Here is a 20,436-nt window from a genome sequence, read left to right as displayed (position 1 = left end):
CGTCGCTTACCAGCCGCAGCTGAGCCGCTGCCGCACCGACAAGCGCCGCACCTATCTACTGCGCCGCCGCAGCAGATCCACCGCCGGCAGCGACGGCAGGTTCTTCAAGATCCCGGTCTCCCGCCGCAGGATCTTCGCCTCGGACCGCAGCCGCTCGGCGGTCGTCTCCGTGGTCAGCAACCGCTGCTTCTCGTAGGTGTCCAGTACGGTCGCCGCGCCGATCAGATAGGACAGCACCGTCGGGTCCTCCGGCAGCTCCGGTATCGATCCGACCTGCACCCCGCGCAGCTCCGACAACGCGGCCTGGTACTTGCGGAACAGCGCCGTCAGCCCCGGCCCCAGCATCTCCGCCTCGGGCCCGGCGACCTCGTCCAGCAGCTCGACCTCGCCGCGCGCGTAGGGGCCGTCGTCGTCGAAGGCCTCCAGCCGGAACCGGTGCACGCCGGTCGTGGTGATGTCGAAGCGGCCGTCCTCGTACTCGACGATCGAGTCGATCTCGGCCGTGCATCCCACGTCGTACAGCGCCATGACGTTGCCGCGTCCGACCTCGTGGCCGTCCTTTATGGCCAGCACGCCGAACCGCCGCGGCGCGCCCTCCGGCAGCGCCGACAGGTCGCGCACCAGCTGCCGGTACCGGTGCTCGAAGATGTGCAAGGGGAGCACGACGCCCGGGAAGAGCACGCTTCCGAGGGGGAACAGCGGCAGCTCTGTCGTCACGAACCCAATCTAGTCGCTGCCCGGCACGGCGTGCCCACTCTGCGGACGCGCCGGTGGGGCGTTCGGCACCGAACTAGAATCGGTACGTGATCACTCGAATCGACCTGCGCGGTCGCGCTCTGGACACCTCCCAGGCCGATCCCCGCGTCCTGGTGCCCAGGGCCGAGCTGGACGTCGAGGCCGCGCTGGCCGTCGTCCGCCCGATCGTCGAGGACGTGCACCATCGCGGCGAGGCGGCGTTGATCGACTACGCGGCGAAGTTCGACGGGGTCGAGCTGGCCCGGGTCCGGGTTCCCTCCTCGGCCCTGGCCGAGGCGCTGGAGCGGCTGGACCCGCAGGTGCGGGCCGCGTTGCAGGAGTCGATCCGCCGGGCCCGCAAGGTGCACCGCGACCAGCGCCGCGAGGAGCGGACGACGCAGGTCGTCGCGGGCGGCACCGTCACCGAGCGCTGGGTGCCGGTGGACCGGGTCGGGCTCTACGTGCCGGGCGGCCGGGCCGTGTATCCGTCATCCGTTGTGATGAACGTGGTCCCGGCGCAGGAGGCCGGGGTCGGCTCGCTGGCCGTGGCCTCGCCGCCGCAGAAGGAGTTCGGCGGGCTGCCGCACCCCACGATCCTGGCCGCGTGCGCACTGCTCGGCGTGGACGAGGTCTACGCCGCCGGCGGCGCGCAGGCCGTGGCGATGTTCGCCTACGGGTACCAGGGTCAGGACCAAGACCAGGACCAGGACCAAGACCAAGACCAGGGCCAGGCCGGCGAGACCGGCTGCCGGCGCGCGGACCTGGTCACCGGTCCCGGCAACATCTACGTCGCGGCGGCCAAGCGCCTGCTGAAGGGCGTCATCGGCATCGACGCCGAAGCCGGCCCGACCGAGATCATGGTGGTCGCCGACGCCACCGCCGACCCGGGCCTGGTCGCCGCCGACCTGATCAGCCAGGCCGAGCACGACCCGCTGGCGGCCGCGGTGCTGGTCACCGACTCGGAGCCGCTGGCCGAGGCGGTCGTGCCGGAGCTGGAGACCCGGGTCGCCGCGACCAAGCACGCCGAGCGCATCCGCGAGTCCCTGGGCGGCCGGCAGTCGGCGATCGTGCTGGTCGACGACATCGCCGCGGCGCTGATCGTGGCCAACGGCTACGCCGCCGAGCACCTGGAGATCCAGACCCGCGATGCCGCCGCCGACGCCGCCAAGGTGCGCAACGCCGGCGCCGTGTTCGTCGGCTCCTTCGCCCCGGTCAGCCTCGGCGACTACCTGGCCGGCTCCAACCACGTCCTGCCGACCGGCGGTTGCGCCTGCCACAGCTCGGGGCTGTCGGTGCAGAGCTTCCTGCGCGGCGTCCACGTCGTCGACTACACCCGCGAAGCGCTGGCCGAGGCTTCCGACCTGGTCGTGGCCCTGGCCAACGCCGAAGACCTGCCGGCCCACGGCGAGGCCGTGACGGCCCGCTTCGAGGATCGGGGCTGAGTGTGGACTACCGCGACCTGCCGATCCGCGACGATCTGCGGGAGCTGACGCCGTACGGCGCCCCGCAGATCGACGTCCCCTATCCGCTCAACACCAACGAGAACCCCTACGGTCCGCCGCCGGAGCTGGTGGCCGATCTGGCCCGGGCGGTCACCGAGGCGGCGACCACGCTCAACCGCTACCCCGACCGCGACGCCACCGACCTGCGCAAGGACCTGGCCGACTACCTCGGCCACGGGCTGACTGTCGGCAACGTCTGGGCCGCCAACGGCTCCAACGAGATCCTGCAACAGATCCTCCAGGTCTTCGGCGGCCCCGGCCGCAGCGCCATCGGCTTCGAGCCCTCCTACTCGATGCACCGGCTGATCGCCCTGGCGACCGCCACCGAGTGGATCTCCGGCCTGCGCGAGGGCGACTACACGCTCGACGCCGCCAAGGCGGTCGCGGCGATCGAGCGGCACCAGCCCGACATCGTGTTCCTGACCTCGCCGAACAACCCGACCGGCACCGCGATGGATCTGGACGTGATCCGCGCCGTGGTCAAGGCGGCCGACGGGGTCGGCGCGATGGTGGTCGTCGACGAGGCGTACTTCGAGTTCGCGCGCCCCGGGACGCCTTCGGCGCTGACGCTGCTTCCCGAGGCTGTGCCCGATGGGAAGCCAGGCCGGCTGATCGTCACCCGCACCATGTCGAAGGCCTTCGCGATGGCCGGCGCGCGCGTCGGCTACCTCGCCGCCGACCCCGCGGTGATCGACGCTCTGCTGCTGGTGCGGCTGCCGTATCACCTGTCGGCGCTGACCCAGGCCGCCGCCCGCACCGCGCTGAAGCACGTCACCGCGCTGCTGGGCACCGTGGACGCGGTGAAGGCCCAGCGTGACCGCATCGTCGGGGAGCTCACCGCCCTGGGCCTGCACGTGGTCCCCTCCGACGCCAACTTCGTGTTCTTCGGCGTCCCCGGCGGCGATCAGAAGGCGTTGTGGCAGCGGGTCCTGGACCACGGCGTCCTGATCCGCGACGTGGGCATCCCCGGCATGCTGCGGGTCACCGCCGGGACCGAGTCTGAGACGACGGCGTTCCTGGACGCCTTGAAGGAGAGTCTTGCCGTGTTGGATGGAGAATCGTGAGCCGCGTGGGCAGGGTGGAGCGGACGACCGGGGAGACCGGCGTCCTGGTGGAGATCGACCTGGACGGCACCGGCGAGGCCGAGATCTCCACCGGCGTCGGCTTCTTCGACCACATGCTGCACCAGCTGGCCAAGCACGGCCTGTTCGACCTCACCGTGAAGACCGAGGGCGACCTGCACATCGACGGCCACCACACGGTCGAGGACACCTCGCTGGCGCTCGGCGCCGCCTTCCGGGAGGCGCTGGGCACCAAGGCCGGGCTGCGCCGGTTCGCCGACGCCCGGGTGCCGCTGGACGAGACCCTGGCCGAGGTGGTCGTGGACCTGTCCGGCCGGCCCTACCTGGTGCACGAGATGCCCGAGGGCCTGGCGCCGATGATCGGGGACTACGACACCGAGCTGACCCGGCACATCTTCGAGTCGTTCGTGGCGCAGGCGCAGATCTGCCTGCACATCCGCGTCCCCTACGGCCGCATCGCGCACCACGTGGTGGAGGCCCAGTTCAAGGCCCTGGCCAGGGCGCTGCGAGAGGCCTGCACGGCGGACCCTAGAGTGAACGGTATTCCGAGCACGAAGGGTGTCCTTTAGAGATGACCGGCAGTTACGCGGCCGCAGGACTGGTGTTCCTCGGCCTTTTCCTCCTCGGCGGGGCCTTCTCGCTGTTCCGGCAGGGCTCCGGCAGTAACAGCATGCGCGCCATGTCGCTGATGCTCGTGCTGTGCGCGGCCATGGCGATCGGCGGCGGGATGATGCGCTGGTGAGCAAGCCCTCCGTCGTGGTCCTGGACTACGGCTCCGGCAACATCCGCTCGGCCGAGCGCGCCCTGGAGCGCGCCGGGGCGCAGGTCACCGTCACCTCCGACGCTGACACCGCGCTGAACGCCGACGGCTTGTTCGTGCCCGGGGTGGGGGCCTACGCGGCGTGCATGGCCGGGCTCAAGGCGGTGAACGGCGACCGGATCATCGGCCGCCGGCTCGCCGGGGCCCGGCCGGTGCTGGGGATCTGCGTCGGCATGCAGATCCTGTTCGAACGCGGGGTGGAGCACGGAGTCCAGACCGCCGGCTGCGACCAATGGCCGGGCACCGTCGAGCGGCTGGACGCGCCGATCATCCCGCACATGGGCTGGAACACACTGGATGTCGCCGAGGGCTCGAAGCTGTTCGCCGGACTCGACGCCGACACGCGGTTCTACTTCGTGCACTCCTACGGCGTGCGCAAGTGGGAGCTGACGGACACTGGACGGATGGCGGCACCGTTGGTGACTTGGGCGACCCACGGGGAGCCGTTCGTCGCCGCGGTGGAGAACGGGCCGCTGTCGGCGACGCAGTTCCATCCGGAGAAGTCCGGCGACGCCGGTGCGCAGGTGCTGCGGAACTGGCTCGCGCAGCTGTCCTAGCCGCCTTTCCTCCCTCTCGTTCCGTACCCAGCCTCCTTACCCAGCAAAGGATTCCAGCGATGCCCGGCTACCTCGAACTCCTGCCCGCCGTCGACGTCGCCGACGGCCAGGCCGTCCGGCTCGTGCAGGGCGCCGCCGGCTCCGAGACCTCCTACGGCGACCCGCTCGCCGCCGCCCTGGCCTGGCAGCAGGCCGGTGCGGAGTGGATCCACCTGGTGGACCTGGACGCCGCCTTCGGCCGCGGCACCAACGCCGACCTGCTGGCCGTCGTCACCGGCTCGGTGGACGTCAAGGTGGAGCTGTCCGGCGGCATCCGCGACAGCGTCTCCCTCAAGCGCGCACTGGCCACCGGCTGCGCCCGCGTCAACCTCGGCACCGCGGCTCTGGAGCGCCCGGAGTGGGTCCGCGAAGCCATCGCCGAGCACGGCGACAAGATCGCGGTCGGCCTGGACGTCCGCGGCACCACCCTGTCCGCGCGCGGCTGGACCCAGGAGGGCGGCCAGCTCTTCGAGGTCCTCCAGCGCCTGGACGCCGACGGCTGCGCCCGCTACGTCGTCACCGACGTCAACCGCGACGGCACCCTGACCGGCCCCAACCTGGACCTGCTGCGCGACGTCTGCGCGGCCACCGACAAGCCGGTCGTCGCCTCCGGTGGCGTGTCTTCGCTGGCTGACTTGCAAACGCTTGCCGCGTTGGTGCCGATCGGGGTCGAGGGCGCTATCGTCGGCAAGGCGCTCTACGCGGGCGCGTTCACGCTTGAAGAAGCCCTCGAACTCACCAGGAGCGCGTGACACATGAGCAGCGTCCAGCGAATCGGGTCCGACGGGCAATGGGAACACGACTACGGCTACTCCCGCGTAGTCGTCGCCGGCCCTCACGCCTGGGTGGCCGGCTGCACCGCCACCGTCGACGGCAGGGTGCAGGGCAACGGCGACCCCTACACCCAGATGAAGGTCGCGCTGGACATCGCCCGCAAGGCCCTGGAGGAAGCCGGCTTCGGCCTGCACGACGTGGTCCGCACCCGCTGGTTCGTGGTCCACTCCCGCGACATCGCCGAGGTCGGCCGGGCGCACGGCGAGGTGTTCGCCGAGTGCCGCCCGGCGGCCACCGCGCTGGTGGTTTCGGGGCTGATCGATCCCGGGATGCTGGTCGAGGTGGAGCTGGATGCCTACCGGGATCTGGCTGACGCCGAGTCCGGCTCCGGCTCCGCCTGAATCCGAACCCTGCGAAGGAGCAGCAAGTGAGCACCGCCACCGGCTTGGCCGTCCGCGTGATCCCCTGCCTGGACGTCAACGCCGGGCGAGTGGTGAAGGGCGTCAACTTCGAGAACCTGCGGGACGCCGGCGACCCCGTGGAACTCGCCCGGGCCTACGACGCGGCCGGCGCCGATGAGCTGACGTTCCTGGACGTCACCGCGTCATCGGACGCCCGCGAGACCGTCTACGACGTGGTCAGCCGCACCGCGGACCAGGTCTTCATCCCGCTGACCGTCGGCGGCGGCGTCCGGACCGTGCAGGACGTGGACCGGCTGCTGCGCGCCGGGGCGGACAAGGTCGGCGTGAACACGGCGGCGGTGACGCGCCCGGAGCTGATCGCCGAGATCGCCGACCGCTTCGGCAACCAGGTGCTGGTGCTGTCGGTGGACGCGCGGCGGTGCCCGGAGGGCGTGGGCACCGAGTCCGGCTACGAGGTCACCACCCACGGCGGTCGGAGCTCCACCGGCATCGACGCGGTGCGGTGGGCGGCGCGCGCGGCGGAGCTCGGCGCGGGGGAGATCCTGCTGAACTCGATCGACGCCGACGGGCTGAAGCAGGGCTTTGACCTGGAGATGCTGGCGGCGGTGCGGGCCGCGGTGCAGGTGCCGCTGATCGCCTCGGGCGGCGCCGGCGCCACCGGGCACTTCGCGCCGGCGATCGCGGCCGGGGCGGATGCGGTGCTGGCGGCCTCGGTGTTCCACTTCGGGGATGTGACGATCGGCCAGGTCAAGGAGTCGCTGCGCGGGGCTGGGTATCCCGTGCGCTGAGCCCGCACCGTAGAGCCCGGCCCGGCTAGACTCGGCAGCGTCCGACGAGGGAGCAGGTCCTGGGCGAATGGGGTCGAGCGTGCGACTGCGGGTGATGGTGTTGACGTCCTCAGATGAGGAGGCTGATGATGCCGCGCCGTGGGCCTCCGGCCTCTGGCAGGAACTCGCGGACCTGGACGAGATCTCGGTCGAAGCCGAGGAGAACCAGGTCGCCGGCGCGAAGGGCGACGGCGCCACAGGCGGATCGCTGCTGGTCAAGCTACCCGGTACCGAGCTGGTGCGCGCCGTGCTGGGGACATTGCGGGAATGGGTGACCCGCACCGGCCGATCGGTGGAGGTGTCACTCGACGGAGACGTGCTGAAGCTCACCGGGGCCAGCAGGGAACAGCAGAACCGGATCATCGAGGCCTGGCTTGACCGGCACGCGCCCGGCGCCTGAACTCCCCGATCAACACCGCTCGGCCCTGTTGATCGCGACCGGGGTGTACCGCGACCCGGAATTGGCCCGACTGCGCGCCCCGGCGCAGGATGCCGCCGACCTGGCCGAGGTCCTCGGCGCTCCGTCCCTCGGCGGATTCGGGGTGACCACGCTGGTGGACCCCGAGGTGCACGCCCTGCGCATCGCCGTCGATGATTTCCTTTCCGGGCGAGGCCCGGGAGAGGTAGTAGTGGTCTACCTGTCCTGCCATGGTCTGCTCGATGCTCGGCGCAGGCTGTATTTCGCGGCAACGGATACGAACAAGGCCCGACTGCCCTCCACCAGCCTGGATGCGCAGTGGTTGTTAGAGCGCTTGGACGACTGCCGGGCCCGCCGGCAGATACTGATCCTCGACTGCTGTTTCAGCGGCGCCTTTGCCCGCGTCAAAGGAGGCAAAGGGTCCGAAGACATCACGCTCGATCGCCACTTCGGTGTTGAGCATGGTCGTGGCCGGGTAGTGCTGACCGCATCACGGGCGACTGAGTATTCCTTCGAGGGAGAGCCGCTCAACCCGTCCGGAACCCGATCCGGCGGCGGCGATCTGCCGGTCCAGGGATCAGTGTTCACCTCTGCTCTGGTCGACGGGCTGCGCACCGGCAAGGCGGATAAGGACGGCGACGGGTTCGTCTCCGTGAGCGAGGCCTACGCCTATGCCTACGCCAAGGTGCGGGAAGCCGGCGAGGCTCAAACCCCTCAGCAGTGGCTCTATGGCGGAGAAGGAGAGGTGTTCCTGACCCGAAGCCCTCTAGGCGTCCGGGTCGACCGGCCACAGCCCAAGCCGGCTCCCCAGCAGACAAGGATGCCGCCAACCTGGACGTGGATGCTCAGTTGCCGCCACCCCGTCCGAGCGGTGGCCTTCTCGCCCGATGGCTCGCTACTCGCCAGTGCTGGCAAAGGCGGCTCGGTACAGCTGTGGAACCCACAGACCCGGCAAGAGACAGGCTCCGCAATCGCTTCCGCCCGTTCCGTCCAGGCATTGGCATTCTCGCCGGACGGGGCGCTGCTGGCGGAGGGCGGTTTCGACCGCAAGGTTTATCTGTGGCGCCCCGACGGCCCCCGATCTCTTCAATTCCCGCACCTTCTCCGCAGCCACCAAACATTGGGTGGCCGCACCGGAGTGGTCTTCGCCTTGGCGTTCTCTCCAGATGGATCACTCCTCGCGGCAGGAGGACGTGCCAAGACCGTGCGGCTATGGAACCCCCACACCCGGGAACCTGTCGGAGAGCCCCTTACTGGTCACACCAAATATGTGATCGCGCTGGCATTCTCCCCGGACGGGACACTGTTGGCCACGGCCAGTACCGACAAAACCGTGCGACTCTGGGATCCACGCACGGGCAAGCCGGTTGGTGAACCGTTGGCGGGCATCGAAATGGGGAGTAACGGGTTGGCGTTCTCCCCAGACGGATCACTGCTTGTCAACGCCGGCGGCTACGGCGAAGGCCCGCGCATGTGGGATCCGCGTACCGGACGACCCGTGAGCAATCGTTTCCCCGGCTACAAAGAGCACACCTGCGCGATAGCGTTCTCGCCTGATGGAGCACTGCTGGCCACGGCTGGTACCGGGAAGACGATCAGGCTGTGGAATCCGCGCACCGGGCAGCCGGTCGGCCAGCCTCTCACCGGTCACAAAGGCGCAATCCACTCGTTGGCGTTTTCCTCCGATGGATCAATACTGGCCAGCGGCAGCATAGACGCGACCATAGGGCTATGGGGACTGCCGGCGAGCAATGCGTGACACCGCTGCCGTCTTTCACCGCACCTCCCTCACCCGGCAGCCTTCTCCAGATGAACGAGCTCGGTCCCCGGCTTCAGCATCTCCCGCCGGCTCTCCCGATACCCCAGCCGCTCATAGAGCCGAATGTTCTCCACACTGAGATGCCCGGTGAACAGCGCGAACCGCTCGACACCGGCCGGTGCCCGCCGCTCCACCTCGGCCAGCAACCGCGTCCCGATCCCCAGCCCCTGCGCGTCGGGGGCGACCGTCAGCCGCCAGATGCGCCACACGGCCCCGTCCCGGCGGGCTCGGACGGCGCCGATGATGCGGCCGTCGCGGACGGCCTTCAGCGCGAACGACTGCGCCAGCTCCGCTTGGAGTTCCTGGTGGCTCTGGATCAGGGCGGGGAACGACCAGTCGTCGTACAACTGCGCCTCGGTGACGTACGCGGCCCTTTGCAGGGTCAGAACCTCGCCGGAATCAGCGGGTTCCATCGAGGCGATTACGAGGTCGGCCATGCACCAGGAGCATAGCGACACCGTCCCGCCTCCATCCCGCTATGCACCCGCCCTACATCCCAAGATGCAGTCCCAGCCCTACCAGGTTCGCCGTCCAGTCTGACGACTGCCGCACCCCCCGCCCCATAGCGTTGCCGCATGATCGAGGCACGCAGCCTGACTAAACGCTACGGCGACAAGACCGCCGTCTCCGACTTGTCCTTCACCGTCCGCCCGGGCATCGTGACCGGCTTCCTGGGCCCGAACGGGGCCGGCAAGTCCACCACGATGCGCATGATCCTGGGCCTGGACCGGCCCAGTTCCGGTGCGGTGACCGTGAACGGCAAGGCTTACGCCGAGCACGCCGCGCCGCTGCACGAGGTGGGCGCGCTGCTGGAGGCCAAGGCCATCCACACCGGGCGCTCCGCCTACAACCACCTGCTGGCACTGGCCGCCACCACCGGTATCGAGCGGTCGCGGGTCGATGAGGTGATCGACCTCGTCGGCCTGCGCGACGTGGCCAAGAAGCGGGCCGGAGGGTTCTCCCTCGGGATGGGGCAGCGGCTGGGTATCGCCAGTGCGCTGCTCGGGGATCCGGACACGCTGATCCTGGACGAGCCGGTGAACGGGCTGGACCCCGAGGGGATCCTGTGGATCCGGAACCTGCTCAAGGCGCTGGCCGCCGAGGGCCGGACGGTGTTCGTCTCCAGCCACCTGATGTCCGAGATGGCGCTGACCGCCGAGCACCTGATCGTGATCGGGCAGGGCAAGCTGATCGCCGACACGTCGGTGGCCGAGTTCATCTCGCGCGCCTCCACCGGCAGCGTGAAGGTGCGGACGCCGGACGCCGCCAAGCTGCGCGAGCTGCTGGCCGGACCGGACGTCACGGTCTCCTCCTCGGTCGAGGGCACGCTCCAGGTCGAGGGGCTGACCAGCGACCGGATCGGCACCGTCGCCGCGGAGAACCGGATCACGCTGTTCGAGCTGGCCCCGCACGAGGCCTCGCTGGAAGAGGCGTTCATGGAGCTCACCGGCGACGCCGTCGAGTACCGCGCCCCGGCGCAGAAGACCAGCGCCGGTGCCGACGCCGGTGCCAGTGCGGCAGCTGACTCCGCAGCCGATGTCGAGGTGAACGCATGACCGCCGTCGCACAAGCCCCCACGCCGGTCCGCCGCGCCCACACCGGCAAGGTCACCCAGGGCCGGGTCATCAAGAGCGAGTGGATCAAGTTCCGCACGCTGCGCTCCTCGCGCTGGTCACTGATCGCCGGGGTCGGGGCGATGATCGCCATCGCGCTGCTGTTCAGCCTCGCGATGAAGAGCCACTACCCGCACATGAGCCAGGCCCGGCAGAAGGAAGTCGACCCGGTCGCCGACCCGATGCGCGGGGTGTTCCTCGGCCAGCTGGCGGTCGGCGTCCTCGGGGTCATGATGATCACCGGCGAGTACACCACCGGGATGATCCGGGCCTCGCTGTCCGCCGCGCCCAAGCGGCTGCCGGTGCTGTGGGCCAAGGCGCTGGTGTTCACCGTGGTGGCCTGGACCATCATGACGGCCACCGCGTTCGTCTGCTTCTTCCTGGCGCAGTCGATCTTCTCCTCGATCCACATCGACAAGAGCATCTCCGACCCCGGCGTGCTGCGCGCGGTCTTCGGCGAGGGCCTGTATTTGACCGTCGTCGGCCTGCTCGGTGTGGCCCTCGGCGCGATCATCCGCAGCACCGCCGGCGCCATCGCCGCGCTGTTCGGCATCCTGCTGGTGCTGCCGGTCCTCGGCGAGGTCCTGAACCTCACCTCCTGGGGCGACCACGTGAACCCCTACCTGCCGAGCAACGCCGGGCAGCAGGTGATGGCGCTGACCACCACCTCCCCGGACATGAAACCGTGGCCCGGCTTCTTCCTGTTCGTTGGTTACGCTGTGGTGGCGATGGCCGCGGCGGCCATCCTGCTGAAGAGACGAGACGCGTGAGTTCTGCGACGTCCTATGAAGACCCCGGCAGCCGCCGGGGTCTTCGGGCTGTCGTGGATGCCCCGACGACGGTGTCGGCCTGGCTCGGCTCACCGGCGATGAAGCGCTTCCTTCAGGCCGCCGGCCTGGAGAACGGGGTGCGCAGCGGGCAGAAGTGGGCCGCCGCGCACACCACGGCGGTCGACGCGCTGTTCGTCCTGGCGATCCTGGCGCCGCTCGGCGGCCACCTCTACCTGAACCCGCCCCAGCACGCGGTCGCCGGCTGGGTCCTGCTCTTCGGCTTCTTCGCCCCGCTGGCGCTGCGGCGCCGATTCCCGTGCACGGTGTTCGCGGCGGTGGCGGCCGTCGCGTTCGGGCAGTGGCTGTGGGACCTGCTGCCGCCCCAGGTGGACTTCGCCCCGCTGATCGCCCTGTACTCGGTGGCCGCGCATGCCTCGATCCGGCGCACGCTGGCCGCGATCGGCCTCATGGAGGTCGGCGCGGTGATGGTCGCGGAGTCGTGGGCGCACGAGAACGAGGCGCTGCGCATCTTCATGTTCGTCTCCGGCATGGTCACCGCGGCGGCGGTGCTCGGCGTCAACACCCGCACCCGCCGCGCGTACTTCGAGACCCTGGAGGAACGCGCGCGCCGCCTGGAGATCGAACGCGACCAGCAGGCCCAGATCGCCTCAGCCGCCGAACGCGCCTCGATCGCGCGCGAGGTCCACGACGTCGTCACCCACAGCCTCTCGGTGATGGTCGCGCTGACCGACGGCGCCTCCTACGCCGTCCACACCTCCCCGGACCGCGCGGCCGAAGCCGTCGCCAAGGCCTCCGAGGTCGGCCGGCAGGCGATCACCGACATGCAGCGGGTCCTGGGCGTGCTGCGCGGCTCGGCCGGCGCCACGATGGCCGAACTGCACCCGCAGCCCGGGCTGGCCCAGCTGGACACGCTGCTGGCCGAAGTGCGGGTGGCCGGACTGCCGGTCGAGCTGGTGGTCAGCGGCGCGCGGCCGGACCTGTCCTCGGGGATGGAGCTGGCGGTGTTCCGGGTGGTGCAGGAGGCGCTGACCAACACCCGCAAGCACGCCGAACCCGGCGCGTCGGCGCGGGTGCGGCTGGACTTCGGCGCGGACGCCATAGCCGTGACAGTGCTCGACGACGGCCTGACGGCGCGCGCCGGCCGGAGCGACCGTCTCAGCGGCGCCGACGCCGGCGGGCACGGCATCGCCGGGATGAAGGAGCGCGTGGCGGCCTTCGGCGGGGAACTGGAGGCCGGGCCGCGCAGCATCGGGCACGGATGGCGGGTGCACGCCCGGGTGCCGGTGTCCGTCGGCGCCGATGTCGAAGCCGAACCCGCCGCCCCCGCATGATCAGCATCCTCCTGGTGGACGACGCCCCACTCCTGCGCATGGGCTTCCGCATGGTCCTGGAAGCGCAGCCCGACGTCAGAGTCGTCGGCGAGGCCGGGGACGGTGCCGAGGCCGTGACGCTGGCCACCGAGCTCCAGCCGGACGTGGTGCTGATGGACGTCCGCATGCCAGGCGTGGACGGCATCGAGGCCACCGCCCGCATCACCGCCGCGGCCCTGCCCTCCCGCGTCCTCATCCTGACCACCTTCGACCTCGACGAGTACGCCTTCGCCGCACTGCGCGTCGGCGCCGCGGGCTTCCTCCTCAAGAACGCGCACCCGGCCGACCTCATCGCCGGCATCCGCACCGTGGCCGCCGGCGACGGCGTAGTGGCCCCGCGCATCACCCGCCAGCTCATCGAGGCGTTCGCACGCCAGACCGACCCGGCCACCGCCACCGACCCGCGCGCCGACGAACGCCTGGGCCGACTGACCGACCGCGAGCGCGAGGTACTGGTCGAGATCGCCCGCGGCCAGTCCAACGCCGAGATCGCCGAGACCCTGCACCTGTCCGAGGCCACGGTCAAGACCCACGTCAGCCGGATCCTCCCGAAGCTCGAACTGCGCGACCGGGTACAGGCGGTGGTGTTCGCCTACGAGGTCGGCCTGGTCGCGGCCGGCTCGCAGCCCGGCGGCGACAAGTAGCCGCAGCCCGGCTGTGCCAGGACGCGATAGCTGGAACTGAATGCCATCCGTGAGGTGGTGGCGAGTCCGGTGAGCCACGGCAGTCGGCGCCGCCCGGTCACGCGGCTCGCCGACGAGCATCTTGCCGCCCGGGGCGTCGCGGTGGCGGCCTACGACGGCTGGTGCTGCGGGATTCTGGGACTGGGACTGGGACTGGGACTGGAAGTGGAACTGGAGGTGGGCGGGGGTGGAGTTTGCAGGAGGATGAAGTTTGCGAACCGGGTTGCGGTTGGGGTGTGGGTTGAAAGGCGATTTTTACGGCCTTCGGTTATAGTTGTGCCGGTTCGGGGTTCGGGGTGGTGGGTGTGTTTGTCGGCTGCCGGTTCCCGCGTTCACAACCCCGCCCCACCTCAGGCCTCTTCAACTCCAGTAAGCCAGTGCAAGGTCAAGGGCTGTGATGAAGGGCCGGGCCTCCGGCGGGCCTCGGCAACCTCAGGGAAACTTGCGCGGTTCCCTAGGGTGGCTGGGTGAGTCTCAGCGGCTGTGGTTTGTGGGGTGGTGCGGTCCGTTCCCCACGATCGCGTCGTCAGCCCGGGGGGTACAGCACCGGTGTCCGGGGGTAAAGTCCGCGCGCGGCGGTCATGCAGGTGGGCGGCGGTTTCGTATGGCGCGAACTTGACCCCCGGCCACCGGCACTGTAGGCGAAGCCCTGCCGACGCGACCGAGGGGAACGAACCGAAAACCAGCCGGAAGAATGGCAATCGAAGGGAACGACAACGCGGGTCGGCGATGCGGCTGCCGGTGAGGGTGCGGCGGCGGGCCGGTGGTCAGTTGGTCGAGAGCATGCCCGGGTGCGGTAGGCGGCATGCTTTGGTGGCCAGGTCTATCTGTCATCCGGCGGCGGCGATCTTGGCGGCCAGGCGAGCCCACACCCATACCCGCGCCCGCCAGCACAGAATGAGTACCTTGCGACTGTCGCGCTGCCAGCGCCCCGACCGGCGGCCGAATCTGCCGAGTCGCCGGTACCTCACCCCCTGTTTTGTATTTCTCCGGCTGGTTTTCGGTTCGTTCCCCTCGGTCGCGTCGGCAGGGCTTCGCCTACAGTGCCGGTGGCCGGGGGTCAAGTTCGCGCTATCAAAACCGCAGCTTGAGCACCCAACCGCCGCGCGCGGACTTTACCCCCGGACACCGGTGCTGTACCCCCCGGGCTGACGACGCGACCGTGGGGAACGGACCGTAACCACCTCACAAACCGCAGCCGCTGAGACTCACCCGGCCACCCGAGGGAACCGCGCTAGTTTCCCTGAGGTTGCCGAGGCCCGCCGGAGGCCCGGCTCTTCACCATGGGTTTGACCTTGATCTTGCTGTTGATCTTGCTCTTGATCTGGCCTGTGCTCGTGTCCTGACTTGCTGGAGTTGAAGAGGCCTGAGGTGGGGCGGGGTTGTGAACGCGGGAACCGGCAGCCAACGAACACACCCGCCGACCCGAACCCCGAACCGGCACAACTATGACCGAAGGCCGTAAAAAGCTTTGAAATCCACACCCCAACCGCAACCCGGCCCACAAACTCCAGCCCCCAGCAAACGCCAGCCCCCAGCAAACTCCACCCGCCAACGAATCCCGCCCGCCGACCGGCACGTCACGAACCACGTCACGAACCACGTCACGAACCACGTCACGAACCACGTCACGAACCACATCGCGAACCACGTCGCGAACCACGTCGCGAACCACCCCGCGAAAACTCCCGGGCAAACGTTGCCTGATACAGCACTAGCGACCCGCGCGGAGGAAATCGGCGGGGCCGCGCCTTTCGCCGTATATCGTTTGCGGCACGCCTCGCGGGGCCAGAAAATAGGCCGCCGTCGCCAGGACCTGGTGCGAGACGGTTCAGTGAATGGGCGGTATATGTTCGATGTGATCATCGCCGGGTGCGGGCCGACCGGCGCGATGCTGGCCGCCGAGCTGCGGCTGCACGACGTGCGGGTGCTCGTGCTGGAGCAGGAGACCGAGCCGGCGCCGTTCGTCCGGGCGATCCTCGGCGTGCACATCCGCACCCTGGAACTGATGGCGATGCGCGGATTGCTGGACCGCTTGCTGGAGCGCGGAAGACAGCGTCCGCTCGGCGGCATCTTCGCCGCTCTCACCAAACCGGCGCCCGACGGCTGGTTCGACACCCCGTTCGCCTATGTGCTCGGCGTCCCGCAGCCGGCCCTCAACCTCCTGCTCGAAGAGCACGCGGTCGCACTCGGCGCAGAGGTCCGGCGCGGCTGCGCGGTGGTCGGTTTCGAGCAGGACGGCGAAGGCGTGACCGTCGAACTGGCCGACGGCGAGCGGCTGCGCGCGAGCTACTTCGTCGGCTGTGACGGCGTGCGCAGCGTGGTGCGTAAAGGGCTCGGCGTCGGCTTCCCCGGCGAGCCCGCGCGCAACGAGACGTTGCTGGGCGAGATGGCCGTGGACGTGCCGTCGGAGGAGATGCGCGCCAAGGTCGCCGAGGTCCGTGAGACCAATCCGCGATTCCTTCTCACGCCTTCCGGCGAAGGGTCCTATCGCATCGTCGTCCCGGCCGCCGGAGTCACCGATCGCGCGGAACCGCCCACGTTCGAGGACTTCAAGCAGCAGCTCCGCGCCGTCGCCGGAACCGACTTCGGCGTGCACTCCGCGCGCTGGCTGTCCCGCTTCGGCGACGCCACCCGGCTGGCCGAGCGCTACCGGGTGGGGCGGGTGCTGCTGGCCGGGGACTCGGCGCACGTCCATCCGCCGGCCGGCGGGCAGGGCGTCAACCTCGGCGTCCAGGACGCGGTCAACCTCGGCTGGAAGCTGGCCGCGCGGATCCGCGGCTGGGCCCCGGAGCCGTTGCTGGACACCTACCAGGCCGAACGGCATCCGGTCGCCGCGGACGTGCTGGACAACACCCGCGCGCAGATGGAGCTGACGTCCACCGGGCCGGGGCCGCGGGCCGTGCGCCGGCTTCTCAGCGAGCTGATGGACTTCGACGAGGTGAACCGGCGCCTCATCGAGAAGATCACCGCGATCGGGATCCGCTACGACTTCGGCGACGGCCCGGATCTGCTCGGCCGCCGGCTTCCCGACGTCGAGTTTAAGCAGGGCCGCGTCTACGACCGGATGCACGCGGGCCGTGGCCTGCTTCTGGACCGGAGCGAAGGCGCAGGCCTCAGTGCCGAAGGCTGGTCCGACCGAGTAGACGTCGTCACCGACCCCACAGCGGCCCTGGACGCTCCGGCCGTGCTGGTCCGCCCCGACGGCCACGTCGCGTGGGTCGGTGCGGACCAGCAGGCGCTGACCGATCAGCTCGGCCGCTGGTTCGGCGAGCCGGTTCGCTGATCCGGCCTGCCGAACCGGGCCCGCTGCTCCGGCTCAGCCCGGCAGTCGGTTGCTGAGCAGGAACGCGATGAGCGGGCTGCTGACCCGCGGATCGCTGAAGTTCACGCCGTGCCCGGAGGCGTCGACGGTGACCATTTCGGCCCGGTGGCCGAAGGCGTGCAGGGTCTGCCGGGCGCCGGAGTAGGCGGTGTCGGGGTCGTAGCGGTTCTGGAGCATCAGGATGTCGCGCGGTCCGGCCGGGCTGGGGCGGACCGGCGGGTCGGTCGGGCGGTAGTGCCAGAAGGCGCACGGCCAGACGTTGCCGGACATGCCGTCGGTGAGCGGATAGCGCTGCCGGTCGGCGGCGGTGTGGGCGACGTAGTACGCCGGGTTGCTCGGCCAGGCCGAGTCCTGGCAGATCACCGCGTCCTGGGCGGCGACGAAGTTGTCCGGGATCACCGTCGGCAGGGTCGTGCCCGGGCCGCCGCCCGGGACGGTGGTGGTCCGGGTGGCGGCCAGCTGCCAGGCCACGGCCGCGATCGAGTAGTAGGCCGGGTTGGTCAACGAGGAGTAGGTGGCGGCCCGCAACGCGTTCCCGGTCAGCACCCGGCCGTCGGCGAGGGTCAGCGGTGAGCGGTCGAGTTCGGCCGTGAGGCGGAAGTAGGTGGCGCGGACGGCGGCGGGGGTGGCGCCGAGGTGCAGCGTGCTGTCGCGGGCGGCGAGGTAGGCGGCGAGCGCCGGGAAGGTCTCGGCCGCGCCCTGGCTGAACAGGCTGATGCCCTGTTTGACGCCGCCCGGGGCGACTGAGCTGTCCAGCACCACATGGTCGGTGCGGGTGGGGAACAGGCTCGCGTAGACCTCGCCGAGGTAGGTGCCGTATGAAGTGCCCACATAGGAGATCGCCGGGTCGCCGAGCGCGGCCCGGATCCGGTCCAGGTCCCGCGCCGAGTTCGCGGTGGTGATGTCGGCCAGGTAGGGGCCGCTCGCCGCCGCGCAGTCGTCGGCGACCGTGTGGGCGTAGGCCAGGTTGGCGGTGATCGACCCGTCGGGCGCCGGGAAGGGGTAGTTGAGTTCGGCGGCGCGGTCGGCGGCCGGCAGATCGCAGCGCACCGGCGTGCTGTTGCCGACCCCGCGTTCGTCGAAGCCGATCAGGTCGTAGGCGCTGAGCACGGCCGACGGCAGTATCGAGACCATCTGTCCCGGGTAGTCCAGCCCCGAGCCGCCCGGGCCGCCCGGCACCACGACCAGGTCGCCGCGCCGGTGTGCGGGGTCGGCGGTGCGGATCCGCGAGATCTCCAGCGTGATGGTGCCCTGTCCGGGATCCCGGTAGTCACGCGGCACCCGTAGACTCGCGCACTGCTCGCGGGGATCACGCGGGAACGGGACGCCGTTCGCGTTCGGGGTCGGCGCCGGGCAGGTGCCCCAGGCCAGCGGGGTGGCCGGGGTGGTCGCGGCGGAGGCGGCGGAGGCGGTCGCGGGGATGGTCGTGGCGGTGGTCGTGGCCGAGGTGCCCGGCGTGCCCGGGGCGGCCGCGATGGCGGGCGCGGCCACGGCGGTCAGCGCGAGCACGGTCGACAGAAGCGCGGCACCGGTCACGGCCGGGGCGCGCAGGATTGCAGTCATGGCGCGACGCTAAGGGGGCTGACCTGCTCTCGTCGTCGGTGCAGGGGTGGAGGTCCGGGTGGAGATCGGCGGCGGGCAGTCGGCCCGCGGTGCGGCGGTCGACCGTGGTGGCCGAATTCGTGCGGCGTTCCGTGCAACCTCCCGGCTCACTCCTTCCGTCCTAGGCGGGACATGGGAGGGGAGGGTGCTGGATGCGCCTTACCGATGAGGCAGAGTTCAAGGAGTACGCCGCCGCGCAATCGCTCGCGCTGCGCCGCACCGCCTATCTGATCGAGTACTTCCCTAAAAGGCACTAGCGTATGCGAGGGAAGGCAGGGCACTGTGAACAGCATGGAGCAGGACGGGATGACGTTGCCAGTCACGCCGTACGACGGGTGCGGCAAGTGCCTGGTTGCGGTGCGGCGGTTGTCGCGTTGGACGGATGCGACCTCATCGCCGGAGCGGCAGGCACGCCAGGACATCGAGGCCGTGGACGGCATCAACGGCCACATCATTGGGTGGGCCGATGACTGGGAGGTGTCCGGGGCGGTCAACCCGCTGAACCGGCCCGCCCTGGGTCCGTGGCTTCGCGATGAGATGGGTCCCTATGACGGGATCATCGGGCCGGACGTGTCGCGTATCGGTCGGAACATGCGGGATTCGCTGAACACGTGCTGGCTGATGGAGGAGAGCGGCAAGCTTCTGGTCACTGCCGATCATGGTATTTGGGACCTGACGGACCCGGCGCAGGAGAACCAGTTCACTGCGCTTGCCTGGGGTGCTCAGATGGAGCTTCGGGCGATCCAGAAGCGAAACAGTGACGCGGCGGAGAATGCGCGGGCATCGGGCAGGCCGCGTAACAAGAACTCTTACGGCTACCGCTTTGTCCGGCTGGTCCCTACCGGGAAGGTGGATCACGTCGCCATCGACCCTGTAGCGGCGAAGGTCATCCGCGAGGTGGCGCGGCGGATCTTGGATGACGAGTCTGGGCAGATCACAGTCAACACCGAAGCGGCCCGGTTGAACCGGGAAGGTGTCCTGTCGCCAAAGGATCACCGCGCCGTCATGTACGGCCGGGAGTCGGAGGGCACCCCGTGGGGTAGCAAGATGCTGAAGTCGATTCTGACTAGCCCGGCCGCCCTGGGCTACCTGATGCACCAGAACAAGCCGGTACTGCGGCCGGATGGGCATCCGGTGCAACTGGCCGATCCCCTCTGGGACGACGCCATGCGCAAGGCTCTGATTAAGAAGACCGCGCCGAAGCGGAAGCCGAACCGCGCGCCGCGAGGCGTTCGGCTGCTGGCGGGTCGGGCGTTCTGCGGTACTTGCGATGAGCGGTTGTACGTCGGCGTCAGCCAGCGCGGCGACGGGAACGAACTGCGCTATCTCTGCAATGGCCGCTCACGCGGGTTGCCCAAGTGCGAGCATTGCAAGCCTGCCCCGAGCATGGCCGCCGCCAAGCTGGAGCGGATCGTGGAGGAGAAGTTTCTGGGTAACTGGGGCAGCACGCCGCTTCTGCGGCGCGAGTTCGACCCGGGCACCGGGTACGCCACACGCATCGCCGAGTTGGAGGGTGACCGGGAACGACTGGAGCGCGACCGGGCCGCAGGGCTGTACGACCGGCCCGCCGATGAGGCCCGCTACTACGAGAACCACAAGCGCATGAGCGCCGAGATTGACGATCTGTCGGCGCTGCCGGAACGTCCCGCGTCCGTGGATTGGGTGCCTACCGGTCAGCGTGTTGCCGACCAGTGGCAGGCCGCCGCCGACGACGCCGAGCGGCGAGAGATCTTGGCCACCTACGGCGTCAAGGTCATTCTCTACCCGAACGACGGCACCCACGGCGACCGGGTAGTGGTCCACGGCTTCGATGAAGACGCCGAATCCGATGTCCGCCAGGCAATCGCCGACTACGAAGCCGAGCAGGCCGCCATAGACGATGACGCCGACTGGGCAACCGGCGCCGAGGAACGCCGACGCTGACACCCCGGCCCCAGGGGCATGCCAAGACGCCCCGGCCGGTAATCAACCAGCCGGGGCGCAGAGACGAGCACGCACACCACAAAGATGATCTTGCGGGGCGCCGGCGGCCCCGGTTACGTACCCCACCCCCGCCC

Annotated in this window: 19 protein-coding genes; 16 read left to right on the top strand and 3 right to left on the bottom strand. The window is 70.0% G+C overall.

The window, feature by feature from the left end; genetic code table 11:
- Positions 1-51: 51 nt before the first annotated feature.
- The gene (locus KGQ19_RS26050) at positions 52-717 is read right to left on the bottom strand and encodes an LON peptidase substrate-binding domain-containing protein (protein WP_194896596.1); all 666 of its coding nucleotides are present in this window, start codon (positions 715-717) and stop codon (positions 52-54) included.
- Positions 718-803: 86 nt separating this feature from the next.
- Here KGQ19_RS26050 and hisD point away from each other — a divergent pair, with 86 nt between their 5' ends.
- From hisD to KGQ19_RS26000, 10 genes are all read left to right on the top strand, one after another.
- On the top strand, positions 804-2,177 hold the full coding sequence (hisD, locus tag KGQ19_RS26045) for a histidinol dehydrogenase (RefSeq protein ID WP_212012886.1): 1,374 nt from the start codon (positions 804-806) through the stop codon (positions 2,175-2,177).
- Positions 2,178-2,179: 2 nt separating this feature from the next.
- Complete coding sequence (locus tag KGQ19_RS26040; protein ID WP_212012884.1) at positions 2,180-3,301, top strand: histidinol-phosphate transaminase; 1,122 nt, start codon at positions 2,180-2,182, stop codon at positions 3,299-3,301.
- Positions 3,298-3,888, top strand: a complete 591-nt coding sequence (hisB, locus tag KGQ19_RS26035; RefSeq protein WP_212012882.1) for an imidazoleglycerol-phosphate dehydratase HisB — start codon at positions 3,298-3,300, stop codon at positions 3,886-3,888. The genes KGQ19_RS26040 and hisB overlap by 4 nt, the downstream gene beginning before the upstream one ends.
- A gap of 2 nt (positions 3,889-3,890) precedes the next feature.
- On the top strand, positions 3,891-4,061 hold the full coding sequence (locus KGQ19_RS26030) for a hypothetical protein (RefSeq protein WP_212012880.1): 171 nt from the start codon (positions 3,891-3,893) through the stop codon (positions 4,059-4,061).
- Positions 4,058-4,696, top strand: a complete 639-nt coding sequence (gene hisH / locus KGQ19_RS26025; RefSeq protein WP_212012872.1) for an imidazole glycerol phosphate synthase subunit HisH — start codon at positions 4,058-4,060, stop codon at positions 4,694-4,696. The genes KGQ19_RS26030 and hisH overlap by 4 nt, the downstream gene beginning before the upstream one ends.
- A 59-nt stretch (positions 4,697-4,755) precedes the next feature.
- Positions 4,756-5,487 (top strand): bifunctional 1-(5-phosphoribosyl)-5-((5-phosphoribosylamino)methylideneamino)imidazole-4-carboxamide isomerase/phosphoribosylanthranilate isomerase PriA, encoded by a 732-nt coding sequence (gene priA, locus KGQ19_RS26020; protein WP_212012870.1) that lies wholly within the window; start codon positions 4,756-4,758, stop codon positions 5,485-5,487.
- Between the two features lie 3 nt (positions 5,488-5,490).
- On the top strand, positions 5,491-5,910 hold the full coding sequence (locus KGQ19_RS26015) for a RidA family protein (protein ID WP_212012868.1): 420 nt from the start codon (positions 5,491-5,493) through the stop codon (positions 5,908-5,910).
- Between the two features lie 26 nt (positions 5,911-5,936).
- Complete coding sequence (gene hisF, locus KGQ19_RS26010; protein WP_212012866.1) at positions 5,937-6,719, top strand: imidazole glycerol phosphate synthase subunit HisF; 783 nt, start codon at positions 5,937-5,939, stop codon at positions 6,717-6,719.
- A gap of 79 nt (positions 6,720-6,798) precedes the next feature.
- On the top strand, positions 6,799-7,158 hold the full coding sequence (locus tag KGQ19_RS26005) for a hypothetical protein (RefSeq protein ID WP_212012864.1): 360 nt from the start codon (positions 6,799-6,801) through the stop codon (positions 7,156-7,158).
- The gene (locus KGQ19_RS26000; RefSeq protein WP_212012862.1) at positions 7,133-8,935 is read left to right on the top strand and encodes a caspase, EACC1-associated type; all 1,803 of its coding nucleotides are present in this window, start codon (positions 7,133-7,135) and stop codon (positions 8,933-8,935) included. Before KGQ19_RS26005 ends, KGQ19_RS26000 begins: the two co-directional genes overlap by 26 nt.
- 29 nt (positions 8,936-8,964) lie before the next feature.
- Here KGQ19_RS26000 and KGQ19_RS25995 read toward each other — a convergent pair whose 3' ends face one another.
- Entirely contained in the window at positions 8,965-9,432 is a 468-nt protein-coding gene (locus tag KGQ19_RS25995; RefSeq protein WP_212012853.1) for a GNAT family N-acetyltransferase, read from the bottom strand.
- A 138-nt stretch (positions 9,433-9,570) separates the two neighbouring features.
- On the opposite strand from KGQ19_RS25995, the gene KGQ19_RS25990 reads away from it, so the two are divergent.
- From KGQ19_RS25990 to KGQ19_RS25970, 5 genes are all read left to right on the top strand, one after another.
- Positions 9,571-10,551 carry an ABC transporter ATP-binding protein gene (locus KGQ19_RS25990; RefSeq protein WP_212012851.1) on the top strand — a complete coding sequence of 327 codons (981 nt, stop codon included), beginning with the start codon at positions 9,571-9,573 and terminating at the stop codon, positions 10,549-10,551.
- Positions 10,548-11,378: an ABC transporter permease subunit gene (locus KGQ19_RS25985; protein WP_212012849.1), complete on the top strand. Its 831-nt coding sequence runs from the start codon at positions 10,548-10,550 to the stop codon at positions 11,376-11,378. The genes KGQ19_RS25990 and KGQ19_RS25985 overlap by 4 nt, the downstream gene beginning before the upstream one ends.
- Positions 11,375-12,730, top strand: a complete 1,356-nt coding sequence (locus KGQ19_RS52080; protein ID WP_212012847.1) for a sensor histidine kinase — start codon at positions 11,375-11,377, stop codon at positions 12,728-12,730. Before KGQ19_RS25985 ends, KGQ19_RS52080 begins: the two co-directional genes overlap by 4 nt.
- Positions 12,727-13,413, top strand: coding sequence for a response regulator (locus tag KGQ19_RS25975; RefSeq protein WP_212012840.1), 687 nt, complete (start codon positions 12,727-12,729; stop codon positions 13,411-13,413). Before KGQ19_RS52080 ends, KGQ19_RS25975 begins: the two co-directional genes overlap by 4 nt.
- A 1,888-nt stretch (positions 13,414-15,301) precedes the next feature.
- Positions 15,302-16,738: an FAD-dependent monooxygenase gene (locus KGQ19_RS25970; RefSeq protein WP_212012839.1), complete on the top strand. Its 1,437-nt coding sequence runs from the start codon at positions 15,302-15,304 to the stop codon at positions 16,736-16,738.
- Between the two features lie 33 nt (positions 16,739-16,771).
- On the opposite strand, the gene KGQ19_RS25965 is transcribed toward KGQ19_RS25970, so the two are convergent.
- Positions 16,772-18,340 carry an alpha/beta fold hydrolase gene (locus KGQ19_RS25965; protein WP_212012838.1) on the bottom strand — a complete coding sequence of 523 codons (1,569 nt, stop codon included), beginning with the start codon at positions 18,338-18,340 and terminating at the stop codon, positions 16,772-16,774.
- Positions 18,341-18,670: 330 nt separating this feature from the next.
- Between KGQ19_RS25965 and KGQ19_RS25960 the strand changes: the two genes are divergently transcribed.
- Positions 18,671-20,302: a recombinase family protein gene (locus KGQ19_RS25960; RefSeq protein ID WP_212012835.1), complete on the top strand. Its 1,632-nt coding sequence runs from the start codon at positions 18,671-18,673 to the stop codon at positions 20,300-20,302.
- Positions 20,303-20,436 lie beyond the last annotated feature (134 nt).

Source organism: Catenulispora pinistramenti, from assembly GCF_018274385.1.
Lineage (GTDB): Bacteria > Actinomycetota > Actinomycetes > Streptomycetales > Catenulisporaceae > Catenulispora > Catenulispora pinistramenti.
Note: the sequence above shows the minus strand (reverse complement) of the source record. Positions and strands in the feature narration are given on the sequence as shown.

Excerpts from the sequence above, each read along its gene's own strand:
- KGQ19_RS26030 (WP_212012880.1), top strand. The coding sequence starts at position 3,891 with ATGACCGGCAGTTACGCGGCCGCAGGACTGGTGTTCCTCGGCCTTTTC.
- priA (WP_212012870.1), top strand. The coding sequence starts at position 4,756 with ATGCCCGGCTACCTCGAACTCCTGCCCGCCGTCGACGTCGCCGACGGC.
- KGQ19_RS26015 (WP_212012868.1), top strand. The coding sequence starts at position 5,491 with ATGAGCAGCGTCCAGCGAATCGGGTCCGACGGGCAATGGGAACACGAC.
- KGQ19_RS25995 (WP_212012853.1), bottom strand. The coding sequence starts at position 9,432 with ATGGCCGACCTCGTAATCGCCTCGATGGAACCCGCTGATTCCGGCGAG.
- KGQ19_RS25990 (WP_212012851.1), top strand. The coding sequence starts at position 9,571 with ATGATCGAGGCACGCAGCCTGACTAAACGCTACGGCGACAAGACCGCC.
- KGQ19_RS25985 (WP_212012849.1), top strand. The coding sequence starts at position 10,548 with ATGACCGCCGTCGCACAAGCCCCCACGCCGGTCCGCCGCGCCCACACC.
- KGQ19_RS25975 (WP_212012840.1), top strand. The coding sequence starts at position 12,727 with ATGATCAGCATCCTCCTGGTGGACGACGCCCCACTCCTGCGCATGGGC.
- KGQ19_RS25970 (WP_212012839.1), top strand. The coding sequence starts at position 15,302 with ATGTTCGATGTGATCATCGCCGGGTGCGGGCCGACCGGCGCGATGCTG.
- KGQ19_RS25965 (WP_212012838.1), bottom strand. The coding sequence starts at position 18,340 with ATGACTGCAATCCTGCGCGCCCCGGCCGTGACCGGTGCCGCGCTTCTG.
- KGQ19_RS25960 (WP_212012835.1), top strand. The coding sequence starts at position 18,671 with ATGGAGCAGGACGGGATGACGTTGCCAGTCACGCCGTACGACGGGTGC.